Raw genomic sequence first — 19,304 nt, forward strand, 5'->3', positions numbered from 1 at the left:
TGTGAAACCATTCGAAAAACAGGTCGTATATACCGTCGGACATTCCAATCACAGTTTGGACGACTTTATGGCGATGCTGCAATCTTTTGCCATCAAAACCTTGGTTGATATACGAAGATTTCCGGGTTCGCGGAAATATCCACGGTTTAACCAGGAAAGTCTGGAACCTATACGACTCCCGCAAGGACCGTGGGCGATCGCGTCGTCTATTCAGACGATTAGTATAAAATCATAGAAAACTGTCATCATGGCTAAAAAGTTTAAAGTCGGCGACAAAGTACGCTGGAATTCGGAAGCCGGTCACGTATCAGACACCATCATCAAGGTGCACACCACGGATTTCGATTACAAAGGTTATACCCATCATGCTACCGACGCAGATCCACAGTATGAGATCAAAAGCGACAAATCGGATCATATCGCTGCGCACAAAGGCACTGCCCTGACCAAAAAATAAAAGTGGATGATCCCAAACTTTTAGCGAAATTAATGGTTTTTTCTTACGTTTATTGAAATCATTATAAAGGTAAAATAGCTAATGAAAAGACGATTGAGTTTCTTGTGATTTTCTGATTTTTAATTAAAAGTTTTGCTTACGGATATATTTCCCGTACGACTGCTATTTTTACGAACTACATATTCAAATCAGGAAATAATGGAGCTGGAAGAAGAGCATGGCGACACAAGAGAAAAGGGGGTGCAGAAGGCTTTGCGCCGAAGTGAAGAACGATTAGCGGAAAGCAACGATCTCCTAAGAGCTACCATCGACAGCTCGATGGACATGATCCAGGTGTTTAAGGCCGTGCGGAATAAACAGCACGAAATAGTAGATTTTATTTGGGTATTGAACAACAAGGCTGCAGAAACCGTATACGGTGATGTTATTGGGAAGAGCCTGTTGACCCTTAACCCCGGCGTAATAACAGAAGGTATCTTTGATGCATTCAAAGAAGTAGTGGAAACTGGAATTCCGCAACAATATGAAAAGCATTATTTACATGAACAATTTGACGGTTGGTTTCACCAATCCATCGTGAAGCTGCACGATGGTGTGACCACAACAACGGCCACCATCACCGAACGCAAAGAGGCGGAAGAAGAAGTCATCAGGCTAAAAGATGAAATAGCACAGCGGGCCACCGATAAATACTATTCGCTTTTTAATTCCATCGACGACAGTTTTCATATCATTGAACTTACTTTTGATGAGTGGGGCCGAGTTGCAGATTTTCGCTATCTCGAAACCAATCAGGCATTTCAACAACACTTCGGCCTAAAAAATGTATCGGGAAAGCTTGCAAGTGAGGCGACCCCCGGAGTAGAAGACGATTGGATGGACGCGTGTGCGAAAATAGTTCGGACAGGCGAGCCGTTGCGTATAGCGCATTACAATACACTTACCGACCGATGGTATTCTACGTATGGGTTTCGGATTTCAAGCAAAGGTAACCCACAGATTGCTGTACTTTCTACTGATATCACAGAGCGGAAACGCCACAAACAGCGCCAGACCTATCTGGTAAAACTCACCAACGCCCTTAGTCCGCTTGCTGACGCAGCAGAAATTGAAGGTATTGCTTGCCGGTTACTTGGTGAGGAACTTAAAGCAGGTAGGGTGTTTTATTCAGCAATCAACGAACCGGAAAATCAGGTGAAAATAACCCAGGATTACCGCAGCGAAAGTTTGCCCTCATTAGCCGGAACACATCCGCTGTCTACTTATTCTTGGGCAATACCGCTTTATTACGAAGGAAACCCCATCATCATTAACGATGTATACCATACGGATTTAATTCCGCCTGCCGACTTGCCGGCCATGGAAAAGAACCAGGTTATTTCATGTGGCGTCACCCCTATTATTAAAAATGGCGTTTTGGTCGGTACGCTTACGGCCTCCGAACCTACCCCCCGCAAATGGAGGGAATACGAAGTAGCGCTGCTTACGGAAACGGCAGAACGCATTTGGGATGCGACAGAAAGAGTTAAAGCTGAAAAACGATCAGCAAAAGAGCTGGAAGATTCTAAAAAACTGCAGGAAATCAGCAAGCACTTGATTGAAGCAGATGACGTTGACTCGTTGTACGATGCATTGTTGATGTCTGCTATTGAAATCATGGACGCAGATTGCGCAAGCATACAAGTGCTGCTACCTGAAAAAACGGAATTGTATCTGTTGGCGCACACGGGGTTCCATCCAAATTCAGCAGCACATTGGGAATACGTGGGGATAAACTCTTCGTCTACTTGTGGAAAAGCGCTGTCATCGGGCGAACGGGTTGTCGTAAGTGATATCGAGGACTCATTTGTAAAATCAGGCAAGGAGGACTTCAATGCTTATCGTCAATCTGGTATCTCCGCTATACAATCGACGCCGCTCATCAGCCGTACCGGAAATCGGGTCGGTATGATTTCAACGCATTGGAAACACGTACATACGCCTTCCGCCCGTCAGTTAAATTTGTTCGATGTGCTTGCACGGCAAGCGGCAGACCTCATCGAAAGAAGACAGACGGAAAATGCGTTGCTGGTCAACGAAGAGCGCATGCGTTTCTTGAAAGAAGCTTACCAGTCGGTAGTTGATGGAAAATCGCTCGCGGAGTCTCTCCATATACTATCGAAACTTGCAGTCAAGGAAACATCCGGTGAAGCAAGAACGGCCTTTTATGTCGCCAACGCTCAAGGGACCGAACTACATACCATCCGTGGTGCCGGTAATATGCCAGCCGAATATGCCGATGAAATAGACGGTTTTCTTATCGGCTTCGACTCACTTGCCTGCGGGCTGGCAGTCCCCACCGGCGAGCCGGTTATTACAACAGATGTGCGTGGAGAACCCCTATGGGAACCGTGGCTGTTCATTGCTGAAAAATATGATTATCGTGGCTGTTGGTCTTTCCCCATTAAAACAAAAGACAACCAAGCCATGGGCGCTTTTGCCATGTATTTCAGAGATCCACGCAAGGCAAGCTTTAAGGATATCGTACTGGCCGATATCGTGACGCAAAGTGCTGCCTTGATTATTTCCAACTATACCGATATCCAAGAGCGCGAACGTGCAGAACAGGCATTGCGTGAAAGTGAAGCCCAGTTAAGGCAGTCGTTGAAATTGCGCGATGAATTTATAGGCGTGGCTAGCCATGAGCTCAAAACGCCGGTGACCAGCATGAAAGCTTATGCAGAAATTGTACAGGAAAGACTGGATGAAATAGGCCTTAAAGATGACGTGGATTTACTTTCGAAACTCAATACGCAGGTAGATCGTCTCACCGCATTGATCAACAACTTATTGGATACAACCAAGATTTCGGAAGGTCAATTGCAATTGAGCCCCGAAGAACTTAACATCAATGAGCTTCTGCACGAACGGATTGGAGAAATTGAACGAACATGCAATCACCGGTTTAACGCGCAGCTACAGGACATACCAACGGTTATGGCCGACCCCGAGCGCATTGGGCAGGTGGTTACCAACCTGTTATCAAATGCCGTCAAATATTCACCAAAAGGCTCAACAATTTCGGTTGCCAGCACGCGGGGCCCTGATGGAATTGTTGTGAGCGTACGGGATAATGGGTATGGTATTCCCAAAGCCGACCTCAAAAAAGTATTCGATAAGTTTTTCAGGGTGACCGCCAACAACATGGATACGTTTCCGGGAATGGGGTTGGGCCTATATATAGCGGCACAAATCATTCAGAAACATCGGGGAACGATTTCTGCACAGAGCACCGTGGGCAATGGCTCTATTTTTTCATTTACATTACCTTACCACAACAATTAGTTTTTTTATGAAACGTATCGTATTGATAGAGGATGACGACGCAATCAGGGATATTTTTCAAATTGTTTTCACAGCGAATGACATTGAATTGGTCAGTTTTGAAAATGGCGATAAGATAGTCGATAATGATATCGATGCACCGGATTTGTTTATATTGGACAAGCAAATATCTGGCACAGATGGGCTTGAGGTGTGTCGCTTCATTAAAAACAGCCAAAAGTATAAAAATGTACCCGTCCTTATGCTTTCCGCCAATCCGGATATCATTAAACTAGCGCAAGAAGCCGGTGCCGATGGCGCTATTCCAAAACCATTCTCGCTACAGCCCATGCGGGAAACTGTATTGAGTTTTATTAAATAGGGTACGTTGGCGAATTGATCGTTGGATTACCGATTATTCGGATATTCCGCTATCCACCGAAACCGGGTATTTATTAAATGAAACGATTCCAGGTCACGCTGCTGTAGCTTAATCTCAACGGAATCATATCCCATCATACCATGCAGCTTGAGCAAGCTCGACGCCTGTTCAAACTGGAATGTGCCCTTTTCCCGCATAGTTCCCGCACTGATCACCAGCCTATGCGCTGTCGTATCCCAAGCCACCGGATAATAGGCAACTGAATCGTTCATGAACTTAACATGGATATGGTCAGGGAAATCGGTAATGAGCTGCCGCCAGCGGCTGCCATCTGTGGTGAGCGGCGCAAGGGTATCCCCATTGCGTATAAATTCGGTAACATCGTAAATCCCATACATGGGCGATCGCGCTCGCTGATCACCAGTGGTCTTCACCCGCTCGAAACAGACCACAGCATTTCCGATAACCACCAGACCGATAAAAAGTATCTTGATTACCAAGGAAGTATTTCGTATCCACCGCGTGCGTAAATATTGCCGCCGTGGGCGAGGTTGTGTTGGCTTGTTCAAAAGCAATACACGCGCCAACCGATTCGCATCGGGCAGCACAAGAAAAACGGCCATAACGAACAAGAGCGATGAATACAGCTTTACGGGGATATGGAACGTGAAGTTCATCACCGCGACGTTAAGCATCACGACCGCCGCCAACAATGCACCTAGGGTAGTCGTCTTACGGAAAAACAACAATATCCCCGCAGTCACCTCCGCAAAGCCTGTGAATGCACTGAATGCACGGGAGTAACCCACATAGGACCATGCCAATCCCATCGGCGTTTTGGCGCCAAAGGGTTCTGTTAATTCGAACAGGCTGGGCGATGGCATCTGCAAATGGAATACCTTGATCATGCCATAAAAAACGAGCACACTACCCAGGTAATACCTCACCAGCACCCGCAGCCAATGGAACAAGGTGGGATAGGATAGCTTATGCCGGTCTACGAAACTCCAAAGCAAAGTACCGAACAAGGCCAGCACCGCAATAGTCAATAGGAACACATAATCGTAGATCTTGTCGCCGCTGCCGCCATGAAAAAGTGTTATTGGTTCTGGCAAGCGAAGAATGTGGCTACCCACCCATGCGACAATGGCGTGCCAGGCCCTTGAATACCATTGTGCCATGACGTGGATACCAGGCCCCTTTTCAAACGGGAACGGCAAAATATACAGCAGGAAAAACACCGCGGCAAACCGAAACGCAACGCGATGCCCGAGTGGCCAATGTGCTCGAAACTCCCGCTCATTCATGGTTTATCGTCTTCCGTAAGTATTACGCCGTACGTCTATTTGTCGGTTTTCAACTTCAGATCGACCGTCTTCGACCCGGTCAGCGGCTTAACGCCCATGCCCGGTGAGTTGGTATATTGTGCATGGATGCGCAACACGGTTTCTTTATCACCTGCTGTTACATCTTTTGCAACAACGGCACCGGTTGCCGGCAGCGACTTGCGTTTGGCCGCTTCGTCATCGGCCAATGACATAATCCAACGTACGATTTGACGTGCCTCCGCCTCTTTCATATCGGGGTGAGCAGCCATGGCTACCTCGCCCCACACACCGCTCCCACCCTGCATAATCTTTTCGGTCAGGTAGGAAGGGGCGTCTTTCTGGTTTCGATAACGCGATGCAACTTGCATATAAGAGGGGCCGACACTAGGCTCGTCTATTTTATGGCACGATTGGCAGTCGGAGGCCATCATCAAACTACGCCCCAATACAATCTCCGAAACCTGCTGATGTCCCAAAGACGCACCAGCCATATCCGCACCGGAGATATAGTCGATTGCCACGACCAGGTTGGCCGTATCGATTGCACGACCGTGGTCGTCCACACTAACCGTGTAGCCGATATGTTCGCCCGGCGTATAAAATCCGGTCGTGTTGGTAAGCACAATATCCACCAGCGGGTTGTCGTTGCCAGCGTAAACCGACACCGGATTGCTCTCCGCTTGCCCTTTGCCATCAGAAACCGTGACACTGATGCTGTACTCTCCACGGTTCTCCAAGGTATAGCTAAGCGTAGGTTCATTTGTTTCGTGGGTAATATCGCCGATTTTCCACGTATAGGTCAGCTGGTCGTTTTCATTATCACTAGCGGTAACCGTAGCGTTTACGGTGAAAGGCGTGGCACCATTGGTTTTCTCCACTTCGATATCACCTACCTGTGGCGGAAGATTACCCGCGATATAATCAATGCGCGAAATACCTGCGTCATCGTTCTTGGCAAACCATCCCCGCCCGTATTCCAACACATAAATTCTGCCGTCTTTCCCGACTTCCATATCAATGGGATTGGCAAAAGAGGCATCTTCCACAAACGGCTCCATTTTGTCGAAATCACCATTCGGCAACAGTGTAACTGCCTTAACCCATCCGCGAATCCAATCGTAAATAATCAGTTTCCCATCGTAATAGTCTGGATAACGGGTCTCCTTAGGGAACATGTCGGTATAATATACCGGACCAGCCATGGCATTGCGCCCGCCGGTGCCCACCTGTGGGAATTGAGGCGATGCCGCATACGGATACCAGATAAATGCGGGTTGTGCCGGCGGCAGCACCTGCAAGCCGGTATTATTAGGTGAACTGTTTTCAGGATTTGCCGCATCAAATGGTTCACCATATTCGCCCGTATCATAATTAAACGGCCGATACGCATAGTTATCGCCCACAAATAATGGCCACCCGAAGAATCCGGCCTTACGAGCCTGGTTTACCTCGTCGTATCCCCGCGGCCCACGTGTAGCCAAACTATCGTTGGCCGCATCGGGGCCTACTTCACCCCAATAGAGGAATCCTGTTTTCTGGTCGATTGAAATGCGGTACGGATTACGATTGCCCATCACATATATCTCGGGCCGGGCTTTCGCCGTCCCTTCGGCGAATAGGTTACCATCGGGTATCTCATAAGTGCCATCGGCCTGCACGTCGATGCGGAGAATCTTACCCCGTAGGTCGTTGGTATTGCCGGCCGACCGGCGTGCATCATATTGCTCGTAGCCGGGGCGGCCATCCAACGGTGCAAAACCGCGGTTCTTATATTTTGAAGGGTCCGGTTGATCGAACGGCGTTGAATTGTCACCAGTAGACAAATAGAGCAATCCATCACCACCGAACGCAATCGACCCGCCCGTATGGCAGCAAATCTGACGTTGTGAGTAGAACTGAAGGATGATCTGCTCCGATGCCATATCGAGCTTGCCATCGTCGTAAACAAATCGCGATAAGCGGTTTACCGACGTATCGACAGGGCTATAAAAAGCGTAAAGATATTTGTTCGTTTCGTAGTCAGGATCCAACGCGAGTCCCATGAAACCTTCTTCGGCATTGACATTTGGCACACCCGATTGATGATACACATCTAGGAAACCGACCTGTTTTACCGTTTGGCTCTCTTGCTCGAAGAGCATCAGCTCGCCCCGTCGTTGGGCCACAAGGATATCGTAGCTCGGCAAAATTGCCATCTCCGTCGGCTCGAAAAGTCCGCCAGTATGCAGTTGCTTCTTCACGAAACGTTGTGGATTGGGTGGAAGCTGCGTTTTGACCTTGTTATAATTGAGCTTCAAATTTTTACCAACAGCATATTTGATGCCCCCCAATATCATCTTGAGGTGCAGCGAATCACTGAAAGACGCTTCGGAGTGCCCCAGGGCTGTATAGAACGAACGCCCGCCATCATACTCATGGTACCACACCATCGGATGGTCGTCGCCATTGTCGCCCCCTTTGTAGCTATCTTCGTCAATCGTAACCAACACGTTGGTTTCCGAACTGAGATTTTTGAAGTTATACCATTCGTCATCGTAGCGGAAAGTGCTCGGAAGGCCTTCGGTAGCCGGATGAAGCGAATCGACCACATGAAACGCAGCTTCCTGCGGATGTGGATGGCCTTTGAAATAACCGCCCACCAACCGGCCAAACCAGCCCCAGTCATACTCGGTGTCTGATGCGGCGTGGATACCTACAAAACCACCACCAGCTTGAATATACCGTTCAAAGGCAGCCTCCTGGTAATGGTTAAGGACATCGCCCGTAGTGCTTAGGAAGATAACTGCCGAATAGTTTTTCAAGCTGTCATCATTGAACCATTCCGCATTGGTGGTCGTATCAATAGCATACCCGTTTTCGCCAGCAAGCTTAATCAAAGCAGCATTCCCCGCGGGGATAGATTCATGATAAAAAGCCGCTGTTTTGCTAAATACCAATAAACGCGGTGGCCCACTCCGCTTATTGCAGGAATAGCTGGCAATTAATAAGATAACCGATAAAAAAAACAATAAAGATTTCGTTGTACCTTGGTGACTGATTCTTTCCATATTTGGGTCCATTACATATAGGATTGCAAAAATGGCAAATTTTACCATATTTTCGTGATAAATATTAAATTGATTTAGTAAGTTTCCCAATACAAAAGCGCAGCATATGCCAATAAGCATGAATTCCCAATTGTTTACAGATTTTGACGGTTATTTCACCGCCGAGGAAAAAAAACCGTGAATGGAGGGTAAGTTGGAAGAAAACCAAGATTTGGCGTTGGTTATGGCCTGGCCTGACCAAACCGCCCGTGGCGATGAACGGTGGATGGCTATACTTAAACAACTTGGTGTCGTAAAAAACCTGAACTTCAAAGTGGGCCATGCCGCTATCGTATTGGTACACCGGCAGACGGGCGCGTTGGCTTATTTTGATTTTGGTAGGTACATCACACCGCGTGGGTATGGACGCGCGCGCTCCGTTGAATCTGACCCTCGCCTTGCATTAGAGACCCGTGCACAGATCGATAGCGGGCATATTACCAATCTAAACGCTATCTTGGATGAACTATCCCAAATAGAAGATGCTACCCATGGCGGTGGAAGATTATTTTTTGCTATTGCCCAGGGCCTTTCCTATACCGCAGCACACCGGTTTGCCAACCAACTCGTGGAACAGGGCCCTATAAAATATGGAGCCATCGCTACTGGAAATAACAGTTGTTCGCGTTATGTAGCGCAAGTGCTATTGGCAGGGTTGGGAAACCAGCATCCTGCACGGCGGCGGATTGCCCTGCCGGAAAGCATCAAGCCCAGCCCGATGAGCAACGTGGTGAACGCCTCGCCCGACAGGACGGTATATTGCTACCACGAAGGAAAGCTGGAGGCCCAACAGATGAACCGCTGGCGTTCGCTTGGCTTCCAAATCGACCAATTGCTGCACAACCTTTCAACCGCCAAATCCAAGGACCTTCCCTGCGACCGTGAACCAGGCAGTATAGCCGAACCACAACGGCCGAAAACAGTTCCCGCAACTGCGCAATGGCTGGGTGGCATTGGAGAAGGAGCTTGGTTTATCCTAGACCGCGATATGGATAGCGATGCGCTCGTGGTCACCAAATACGCGGCAAACGGCCACCAAGAATACAGGGTAGCATGCACCAGCAACCACCCTATAAATCCGGACATGCCTCACCAATTCACCTACCACTGCCACCACAAACACCATGTAATAAGACAGTACGGCAAGGAAATTGTACTAGAAACCACGGACAAGCCAAATAAGCAGGCGAAGACAGCATAACAACAGTTAAGGAAACACACAAACAATATGGAGTTAACTATTTTAAAATCAAAAATTCACACGGTTAAAGTAACAGAAGCAAATGTAGCATACAACGGATCTATAACCGTGGATGCCGATTTGTTGGACGCAGCTCAAATAAAGAAATACGAACAAGTGTATGTCAACAACGCCATAAACGGCAGCCGTATCATGACTTACGTACTTCCCGGCAAACGTGGTAGCGGTGAAGTATGCATGAACGGCGGTGCCGCGCTACATGCGAAAGTAGGCGACACGGTCCATATCCTTAGCTTCTTCAAGGTTACCGAAGAAGAGGCCGACCGTTATCAACCGGTATTGGTGTTTACCAAAGACAACAACCAGATCGATAAGGTAGATAAATACAACTATTAATAGTAATCGTCATGAGAAGAGGGTGTCTCGATGGTTTCTTCTGAGACCCCTCCCTTCTTGCTCCGAAACAGCCTGCCGCCGCGACAACCTATCCGCTCTTCTCTTCCCGCAATTGCCATCGGAAGGGCGGGCGTCATTTCACACCATTATAATTTGCATATCAACGCTTCTTTAGCTACGTTTGTTTAGCTTAGATGACCAAGTATTCTATTCGCTAGGGAAACCGGAAGTGTGGGTGTGAAGATGGCCGCGGGAGGTGATCCTGTTCGTTGAAATTGGTCATAAAAACGCGTACCGTTCAGGACAGTACAGGATGATGTTTCCCCACAAAAAAAGTAGCATTGTAATCTCCAATTAGCGACTGTATGATGTTATTCGACCCAATTGTAACACGTAAGCAATAGCGATTTGGATTAATGAAAACGTCAATAAACGTATTAATTCAGTGAACATTCAACATAGCATAAGCGGCCACTTAAGATCGCTGGTTTTCGCGGGCATGTTGGTTACGGTCTCCTGTACCTTCCAATGCAGCGCCCCCACCCCCACCCCACTGACACTCCATCATGGGGACCACATTATCCTAGTGGGTAATAACCTCGGATCGCGGATGATGAACTATGGGCATTTCGAAACTGAGATGCACCTGCGGTACCCCGACAGCCTCCTATATATCCGCAACATGTGCGATGCCGGTAATACGCCTGGCTTCCGGCCGCATTCGGGTCGCCCCTCCCCTTGGGCATTCCCCGGTGCCGACACACTGCAATCTGATGTAGACTTGCTGAATGACCCCGATATGCAGGGGCACTGGGAAATGCCGGATGAGTGGCTGACCCGACACAAGGCAGATATCATTATCGGGTTTTTCGGTTATGTCGAGTCCTTCCGCGGTGAGGAAGGACTGAAACGCTACCGCGAAGAGCTCGACGCTTTCATCAAATACACGCTGCAACAGCATTATAATGGCTCCACGCCCCCCCAACTGGCCATCGTATCGCCCATTGCCTTTGAAGATCGTTCGGGAGACCACGACCTACCGGATGGCACCGCGGAAAACAAGCGCCTGGCGATGTATACCGAAGCCATGGCTGAAGTGGCCCGAGACAATGGCGTCCTTTTCGTGGATATGTACCGGCCCTTCAGCAAACTGTTTCGCCGCAACGGCGACCCGCTGACCATCGATGGCTCGCAGCTCAACGATGCCGGATACCGCGAATTTTCCGCACGGTTGGCCGATGCAGTGTTCGGCCGGATAAAGGAAACCGACGCTACCCACCGCCAACTGGTCCACGGGGCGGTGATGGAAAAGAATTGGCTCTGGTTTCAGGATTTCAAGCACCCCAACGGCGTGCAGGCATTCGGGCGCCGCTACGACCCCTTCGGTCCGGACAACTACCCGGCCGAATTTGCTAAGATTCGCGAGATGACGGCCATCCGCGACCAAGCCATCTGGAAAGCGGTACAGGGGGTGCGGATGAACCTCGACAGTGCCGATGCGACTACGACCCCGCTGCCCAAGGTAGAAACCAACTACCTGCCGCGCAATACCGATGCGCCGCTGCCTAAATACCTGTACGGCGCGGAAGCCCTCGACAAATTCCACATGGCACCGGGCTATGAAATAGACTTGTTTGCCTCCGAACAGGAATTCCCCGACCTACAGAAGCCGGTACAGCTCACATTCGACAACAAGGGCCGCCTGTGGGTAGCCACCATGCCCTCCTACCCACATTGGAAACCGGGCGACCCCAAACCGCACGACAAGCTGCTGATACTGGAGGATACTGACAATGACGGAAAGGCCGACAAGCAGACCATCTTTGCTGATGGCCTACACCTGCCCATGGGATTCGAGCTTGCCGCAGAGGGTGTTTATGTATCTCAAGGAACCAATATGGTCCTTCTTTCGGATACCGATGGCGACGATAGGGCAGACAAGCAAGAAATCCTGCTGAGTGGCTTCGACGACCACGACACCCACCACGCACACCATGCCTATACGAGCGACCCCTCGGGCGCCATTTACATGGGCCAAGGGGTGTTCCTACTGAGCGATATCGAAACATCTTACGGGCAGGTGCGCGGCACCAACGGCGGCTTTTTCCGTTATAACCCCGCCCGCCATAAACTGGAATATACCGCCCAGCTTTCCATCCCCAACCCATGGGGCATCGCCTTCGATGAATGGGGACAGAATTTCTATGCAGAAACGTCGGGGCCCGATGTGACCTGGATGATGCCAGGGTCGCTGAAACCAATCTATGGGAAAGCAAACCCGAAGGCAAGGAATCTGATTGAGAACGCCCACCGCGTACGGCCCACATCGGGCCTGGAGTTCATATCGAGCCGCCACTTCCCCGATGATGTGCAAGGCGATATGCTCATCAACAACACCATCGGCTTCCTGGGCATGAAACAGCACGCCATGGCCGAAGACGGCACGGGTTACCGTAGCCACCACCGGCAGGACCTGATGCGGTCTGACGACCCGAACTTCCGGCCCGTCGATATGGAATTTGCACCAGATGGCTCCCTATATGTCGTCGATTGGCACAATGTGCTCATTGGGCACATGCAGCACAACCAGCGCGACCCGCTACGCGACCATACCCATGGCCGGATATACCGGATTACGTACCCGTCGCGGCCGCTGGTCGAACCGGCTACCATCGCAGATGCCGATATCGCCACCCTGCTGGATAACCTGAAACTGCCCGAATACCGTACCCGTTACCGCACACGGCGCGAACTCCGGGGCCGCGACGCCGATGAGGTACTTAAGCAGCTTGGTCCATGGCTCGACGGCCTGGACCGAAGTGCCCCCCGGTATGAACACCACCTGCTCGAAGGCCTCTGGGTAAGTTGGGGGCTCAACCGTGTAGACCAGACGCTACTGCGCAAACTGTTGCATGCCAGCGATCACCGTGTACGCGCAGCGGCTGTACGGGTGTTGCGTTACACCGGCCATCAGGTGAAGGATCAAGCGGAATTGTTGCAAGAGGCTGCCGCCGACCAACATGGACGGGTACGCCTGGAAGCGATCGTGGCAGCCTCGTGGCTCGATAAAGAAAAAACATCACCGATCTTGGAGGAAGCCGCCAAACATCCGATCGACAGTTGGATGGGCGATGCCTACCAAACGGCGGCCACCCGCTTGGGAAACCCGGCTACTCCGGTTGAAACCGAGGCAGCCGTGGATGCAAATACCGACCTGAAAGGCGCCGACTTGGCCCGCTATAAACAGGGCCAATTAATCTTTCAGCGCGAAGGCTTTTGCATGACGTGCCACCAAGCCGATGGCAAGGGACTGCCCAACTCAGGGTTTCCGCCGCTCGCCGGCACCCGGTGGGTGCTCGATGACGACGCCCGCTTGATTAAGCTCACGCTGAAAGGCTTACACGGGCCCATTGAGGTGCTGGGGAAAAAATACCCCGGCCAGGTGCCGATGACACCCTTCGGCGGCCTGCTCAACGACGAAGAGGTAGCTGCAGTGCTTACTTATGTGAAGAATGCTTTCGGCAATAAAGGAACACCGGTCGATGCCGGCGAAGTGAAGGCCATCCGTGCAGCCATTGCCGATAAAAAAGGCTTCTACTCGCCGGAGGAGCTACTTAAGGAACACCCGCTGAAATAACAACATTCCTGAAACCGACGTGTAGGGCTACGCATAGCCATAACCGGCTATTCAGGACAGTACAGGATGAAATTTTACGCTAAACGTAGTAGCATTGTGGACACCAGTAAGCTGTTATTTTATGTTACCCAGTACCAAGTACAATACGAAAATGGCGTTGCCAACACTACGAAAGCCAATCGTCGAGAGAAATCTTCAAGGGTATCCTCCCTTCGCGAGAATCGGATTTTTCACGTTCGGGTAATAAATCAATTGCGTTGAAGTGACGAATTGGTGACAGGCAACGACATTCAACGTATTTGTTACACGTATTTCATGCTAAACAGATATATGCAAACATTCATTAGAAAAAAAACAGGCTTCATCGCCGTATGCATCTCGTTATTAACGGTAACGGCGTGCCAAACTGAAGACACCGAAAAAGAATCCGCAGCCAAAAAGCCGAAGGTGGAAAAAATCACGGTAGCCACCGATTTCGTGGTGGAGCACCTCTACAGCCCCTCCGAAAACAAAAAGGGATCTTGGGTAGCCATGACGTTTGACGACAAAGGGCGGATGATTACGTCTGACCAATATGGTGCCCTATACCGCTTGGAAATGCCGGAAATCGGCTCCGATACGCTCACCAGCGAACCGCAGCAGCTTGTTTTCCCAGACGATCAATGGGAAAACGATAGCACCCAAACGAAAATAGGTATGGGGTATGCCCAAGGCCTACTTTGGGCGTATAATAGCCTGTATGTGGTGGTAAACCATAATGGGGGTTCCAACATGGAAAAAAGCAGTGGCCTGTATCGACTGAGAGACACTGACAACGACGACCAGTTTGACGAAATCACCCAGCTAAAGGTGTTCGACGGCCACGGCGAACACGGCCCACACAGTATCATCCTCGCGCCGGATGGCGAATCACTTTACCTGGTATTGGGTAATCATACGGATGTGCCCAAAATGGACAGCTACCTGTTACCATCAAATTGGAATGAAGATAACATCTTTCAACGAATAACGGATCCGCGTGGGCATGCTACTGATCGAATGGCTCCCGGTGGGTTCGTTGTAAAGACAGATTCGCTAGGAAAAGAATGGCAATTGGTAGCCGGTGGATTCCGCAATACCTTTGATATCACATTCAATAATGATGGCGAACTCTTCGCCTACGATTCGGACATGGAATGGGATTTTGGCATGCCTTGGTATCGCCCTACCCGTTTGCTGCACGTTACTAAAGGAGCAGAATTCGGATGGCGCACCGGCAACAGCAAATGGGCGACCTATTATCCCGATAACCTACCGACATTACTCAACATCGGCCAAGGCTCACCAACCAACCTCATGTATGGCGGAAAAGCGAAATTCCCGGATAAATACCGCAACAGCTTGTTTGCATTTGATTGGAGCTTCGGCATTATCTATGCAGTGAATTTAAAACAACAAGGTGCCTCATACAGCGTATCTGCAGAGGAATTCCTTTCGGGGGTACCATTGCCGCTGACCGATGGTGAAATCGGTCCGGATGGGTCGTTGTATTTCCTTGCCGGCGGACGGCGATTGGAGTCGGACCTTTACCGCGTTTCATATAAGGACTACGAAAAAATCAAAGACAAACCTTTGAAAAGTGGTGATATCACCAAGGAAATGGCAATCCGGAGGAAAATCGAAAGCCACTTCGAATCTGCCCTGGACACGAATGTCATCAATGAAGTATGGCCATACCTAAACCATAACGACCGCCACATACGTTACGCCGCGACCGTAGCATTGATGCACCAGCCGGTAACCACCTGGGGCAAAAAGGCCTTCCGCGAACGGAACATCCGAACGGTAAACCATGCCATGTTGGCAATGGCCAAAATGGGCGACTCTTCGCTTCAACCTGTCCTATTGCGTAAGTTGATGACCATCGATTTCGGCCGGATATCAAAAGAAAATAAAATCGCATTGTTACGCGCCGTTGAAGTATCCTTGTACCGGATGGGCAATGTACAGCCAGAGATCACCAATAGACTGATTGGCTACTTTGCCGACCACTACCCGGCGAACGACAATGCGCTAAATCGCGAACTAAGCAAAATACTGATCCATATCGGTGCGCCTTATGCCACGGAAAGAACACTCGCGCTCCTCGAAAATGGTGAAGACGACTCAACGACGGTAGAACCGACATTGACCAGTTCGTCAGACCTGATTTTGCGTAATCCGGATTACGGAATGACCATTGCCAATACGCTAGCCAAAACACCACCGGCCCAACAGATTTACTTTGCCACCACACTAAGCAAAGCCACGGCAGGATGGACTCCAGCGTTGTATGAGCGCTACTTCAGTTGGTTCCATGATGCATTTGGCTACAACGGGGGCAACAGCTATGTAGGTTTTGTTGATGCCGCGCGGAAAAGTGCACTGGAAAAAGTGTCAGACGACCAACGTGAACACTACAACATAATTTCCGGCGATTCGCTCTTGACCGAATCGGGCAAAGACCTATTGGTCGATATCGTTCCTCCTAAAGGCCCCGGCAGAAATTGGAAAATCGAGGATGCCCTGAAAACCATCGAAGAGGACGAAACTAAAGAAGACCGTAGCTTTGAAAATGGTAAGTCGCTATTTGCAGCCGTAAGGTGCGCTTCCTGCCACACAATACAGGGCGAAGGCGGCGCCATTGGACCTGACCTTACCCAACTGGGCACCCGTTTTTCGGTGCGGGATATGCTTACGGCCATCATCGATCCGGGTGATGCGATTTCCGATCAATACGGAAGCAAAGTGTTCGTGCTAAACGACGGTACGTCAGTTATGGGTAGGTTAATTAATGAGAACGAGGAAGTCTATTCCATATCCCAAAACCCATATGCGCCCCAAGAATTGAGGGAGATAGCGAAGAAAGACGTGGCAGAAGTGAGGGAGTCTAAAATATCGATCATGCCGCCGGGCTCGTTGAACGTGCTAAATCCCGAAGAGTTGAAAGACCTGATGGCTTACCTCATGTCGGGGGGCAACGAAAATAACTCGGTTTATAAAAAATGATAATGGATAACGGCCGGGCAAAGGACTGGGCAGAAAAGATTTCCAACCCCATACAGGTGGGCGGTATCGAAACGGCTGTACTGGACAACGGTGCAGGGCGGGGAACGCGGATTGCTTGGATTAATACAGGTACTGGGCTCCGGTATAAAGTGGTTATCGACCGCGGATTGGATATTGCTGACGCGCAGTACAACGCCCACAACTTAGCATGGATAAGCCACCTTGGCGTAACCGCACCGAGTCTCCGTCCCTATCGGGGTATCGAGTGGCTACATGGATTCGGGGGTGGGTTATTAACCACGTGTGGCCTCGACCACATTGGTGGGCCCGAATCTGACGCCACGGGGGAACGAGGGCTCCATAGCCAATATAGCGGTATCCCCGCTACCATTGAATCCATCATCCAACCCGATCCCACGACCGGCCAACTGGACATGCAGATTACCGGGGTTATCAAGCAATCGCAACCCCTCGGTACGCAACTCACGCTACGCCGCACCATCAGTGGCCGACTCGGCGAAGCGGCCATTCGTATCGATGATGAAGTCGTCAATACGGGAAATACGCCGGCACCGCATATGCTGCTTTACCACATGAACCTCGGATGGCCATTGGTGGATGAAGATGTGGATATCTGCTGGCAAGGATCGTGGACATCACGGGAAGGAAGTGAAAAAGCCAAGATTTTCAAAGAAGGTTTGCCTTTTAAAAAAGGGAAACCGCCGCTGGAAGAGCATATCGGTGGCGGCGAGGAAGCCGCATTTATTGATATCGCCGCTGATGCCGATGGTCGCTGCCATTGTGGAATATACAATCACCACTTGGGAATCGCATTGGCAATTGAATTTAAAAAATCTCAGCTGCCCTGGATGACCAACTGGCAACACTGGGGGCCCGGCGAATATGTGGTAGGGCTAGAACCCGGCACCCACCCCCCAATAGGGCAGTCTAAAGCTCGACGGGATGGGTCGCTGATTTTATTGCAACCAAACGAACGGCGCCATTATGGGATAACCATTCGAATACACGACAACCCGGATGATATTGCCCACTTTTTAGCGCAAACAGGTTATCGCCGATAAGCAAAGAGCATGAAGTGACGTCCTGATACGCTCAGTGTCACAGGAAGAATAATAAGACAAAAAATAAAAAAGATAGATTATGAACACGAAACAGTTAATTCGCGATGCATTTGATTCCGGTTCCGGTATATTGCGGCTGGCACCCACGTGGGTCCCGCGCTCCTTTTGCGTACCAGGGCGGCGCATTAAGCTCCACCCAGATGATTATTATGTACTCGGCGGGGTCCGGGGCGGTATAGACGAACGTTGGTTGTCGTCGACCACCCCGGCAGAGAATGGGCCGCTTACCGGCGAACACGAAGGGCTGAGCCAAGTAGTCTACGAGGGTGATGGAAAAACAAATAAGCTACTGCTGCGCGATGCCGTAGACGAGCTACAGGGCGAACTGATTGGATCGCGGATTTGGGACGAGCACCGCAGCTGGCCAATGTATTCTAAATTTTTCGACAATATGGGTCCCCTACCCCATCACGTGCACCACAATGATGAGAAGGCGGCTCTCGTTGGACAAAAAGGAAAGCCCGAAGCCTACTACTTCCCCCCGCAACTGAATAACCATGGCGGCGATTACCCGTATACCTTTATAGGCTTAGCCCCCGGAACAACCAAAGCACAAATACGTGAGTGTTTGGTGAACTTTACGAAGGGCGACAATAAAATTACCAATTACTCGCAAGCTTACCGTCTGGAGCCGGGAACAGGATGGGACGTTCCCCCCGGCCTGCTGCATGCGCCAGGTAGCCTGTGCACGTACGAACCCCAAAAAGCATCAGACGTATTCGCCATGTACCAGTCGCTGGTCAACGAGGCCATTATCCCAGAGGAACTGCTGTGGAAATGTACTCCCGAAGACCGACTGGGCGACTTTGACGAGTTGATCGACGTACTCGATTGGGAGCTCAACCTGGACCCCAACACCATGCAGAACCGATTTATGGCACCCCTGTCCGTACGTAACGAAGCTGAAATGAACGCTGCAGGTTACTCGGAAAAATGGATCTGCTACAAATCAGATGCATTCAGTGCCAAGGAACTGACCGTATTCCCGGGTGCAACGGTGACCATTCATGATGCTGCGGCTTATGGCATGATCATGATGCAAGGCCATGGTAAAATGGGTGTGTGGGATATTGAAACACCGGCGCTTATCCGTTACGGCCAGCTGACTTATGACGAATACTTCGTGAGCGAACCGGCCGCACAAGCGGGAGTTAAGATTACCAACTTATCGAAAACCGACCCCATTGTGATGTTGAAACACTTTGGACCCGGAAATCCAGACTTGGTAATATCGTAACAGGTAAAGCGCTTTATTTTTTTAATTTCCACTCAACGTGTGCGCACTGGCAGCGGAGAAATTGGCAACTTCCTTTTATATATGCAACACGGTTATATTGCTTATAAA

The 19,304-nt window shown here is 50.0% G+C and carries 13 protein-coding genes; 10 read left to right on the forward strand and 3 right to left on the reverse strand.

The annotated features are described in order from the left end of the window. Window positions 1-67 precede the first annotated feature (67 nt). The 4 genes from VNQ80_RS20980 (at window position 68) to VNQ80_RS17415 (ending at window position 4,142) form a co-directional block, all read left to right on the forward strand. The gene (locus tag VNQ80_RS20980) at window positions 68-235 is read left to right on the forward strand and encodes a DUF488 family protein (protein ID WP_414693008.1); all 168 of its coding nucleotides are present in this window, start codon (window positions 68-70) and stop codon (window positions 233-235) included. Window positions 236-247: 12 nt separating this feature from the next. Next, a complete protein-coding gene (locus VNQ80_RS17405) occupies window positions 248-457 on the forward strand; it encodes a DUF2945 domain-containing protein (protein ID WP_325641020.1) in 210 nt (69 codons plus the stop codon). A gap of 198 nt (window positions 458-655) precedes the next feature. Continuing rightward, window positions 656-3,781, forward strand: a complete 3,126-nt coding sequence (locus VNQ80_RS17410) for a GAF domain-containing protein (protein ID WP_325641022.1) — start codon at window positions 656-658, stop codon at window positions 3,779-3,781. Window positions 3,782-3,788: 7 nt separating this feature from the next. After that, a complete protein-coding gene (locus VNQ80_RS17415) occupies window positions 3,789-4,142 on the forward strand; it encodes a response regulator (RefSeq protein ID WP_325641023.1) in 354 nt (117 codons plus the stop codon). 26 nt (window positions 4,143-4,168) lie between these two features. Here the strand turns inward: VNQ80_RS17415 and VNQ80_RS17420 are convergent, their stop codons facing one another. Then, entirely contained in the window at window positions 4,169-5,449 is a 1,281-nt protein-coding gene (locus tag VNQ80_RS17420; RefSeq protein ID WP_325641025.1) for a hypothetical protein, read from the reverse strand. A gap of 35 nt (window positions 5,450-5,484) precedes the next feature. Next, window positions 5,485-8,517 carry a ThuA domain-containing protein gene (locus tag VNQ80_RS17425; RefSeq protein ID WP_325641027.1) on the reverse strand — a complete coding sequence of 1,011 codons (3,033 nt, stop codon included), beginning with the start codon at window positions 8,515-8,517 and terminating at the stop codon, window positions 5,485-5,487. Window positions 8,518-8,698: 181 nt separating this feature from the next. Here VNQ80_RS17425 and VNQ80_RS17430 point away from each other — a divergent pair, with 181 nt between their 5' ends. Together VNQ80_RS17430 and panD are read left to right on the forward strand one after the other, a co-directional pair. Further along, entirely contained in the window at window positions 8,699-9,757 is a 1,059-nt protein-coding gene (locus VNQ80_RS17430) for a DUF6695 family protein (protein WP_325641029.1), read from the forward strand. 27 nt (window positions 9,758-9,784) lie between these two features. Next, entirely contained in the window at window positions 9,785-10,153 is a 369-nt protein-coding gene (panD, locus tag VNQ80_RS17435; protein WP_325641031.1) for an aspartate 1-decarboxylase, read from the forward strand. Here the strand turns inward: panD and VNQ80_RS17440 are convergent. After that, complete coding sequence (locus VNQ80_RS17440; RefSeq protein ID WP_325641034.1) at window positions 10,150-10,290, reverse strand: hypothetical protein; 141 nt, start codon at window positions 10,288-10,290, stop codon at window positions 10,150-10,152. The two genes, panD and VNQ80_RS17440, sit on opposite strands and share 4 nt — an antisense overlap. A 308-nt stretch (window positions 10,291-10,598) precedes the next feature. On the opposite strand from VNQ80_RS17440, the gene VNQ80_RS17445 reads away from it, so the two are divergent. The 4 genes from VNQ80_RS17445 (at window position 10,599) to VNQ80_RS17460 (ending at window position 19,196) form a co-directional block, all read left to right on the forward strand. Further along, window positions 10,599-13,790, forward strand: coding sequence for a PVC-type heme-binding CxxCH protein (locus VNQ80_RS17445; protein WP_325641036.1), 3,192 nt, complete (start codon window positions 10,599-10,601; stop codon window positions 13,788-13,790). A gap of 330 nt (window positions 13,791-14,120) precedes the next feature. Next, window positions 14,121-16,817: a c-type cytochrome gene (locus tag VNQ80_RS17450; RefSeq protein WP_325641038.1), complete on the forward strand. Its 2,697-nt coding sequence runs from the start codon at window positions 14,121-14,123 to the stop codon at window positions 16,815-16,817. A gap of 2 nt (window positions 16,818-16,819) precedes the next feature. Then, window positions 16,820-17,899 carry a DUF4432 family protein gene (locus VNQ80_RS17455; RefSeq protein ID WP_325641040.1) on the forward strand — a complete coding sequence of 360 codons (1,080 nt, stop codon included), beginning with the start codon at window positions 16,820-16,822 and terminating at the stop codon, window positions 17,897-17,899. A gap of 79 nt (window positions 17,900-17,978) precedes the next feature. Beyond that, window positions 17,979-19,196, forward strand: coding sequence for a hypothetical protein (locus tag VNQ80_RS17460; RefSeq protein WP_325641042.1), 1,218 nt, complete (start codon window positions 17,979-17,981; stop codon window positions 19,194-19,196). The last annotated feature ends 108 nt before the right edge of the window (window positions 19,197-19,304 follow it).

The sequence above is a fragment of the Parapedobacter sp. genome, from assembly GCF_035556095.1.
Classification (GTDB): Bacteria; Bacteroidota; Bacteroidia; order Sphingobacteriales; family Sphingobacteriaceae; genus Parapedobacter.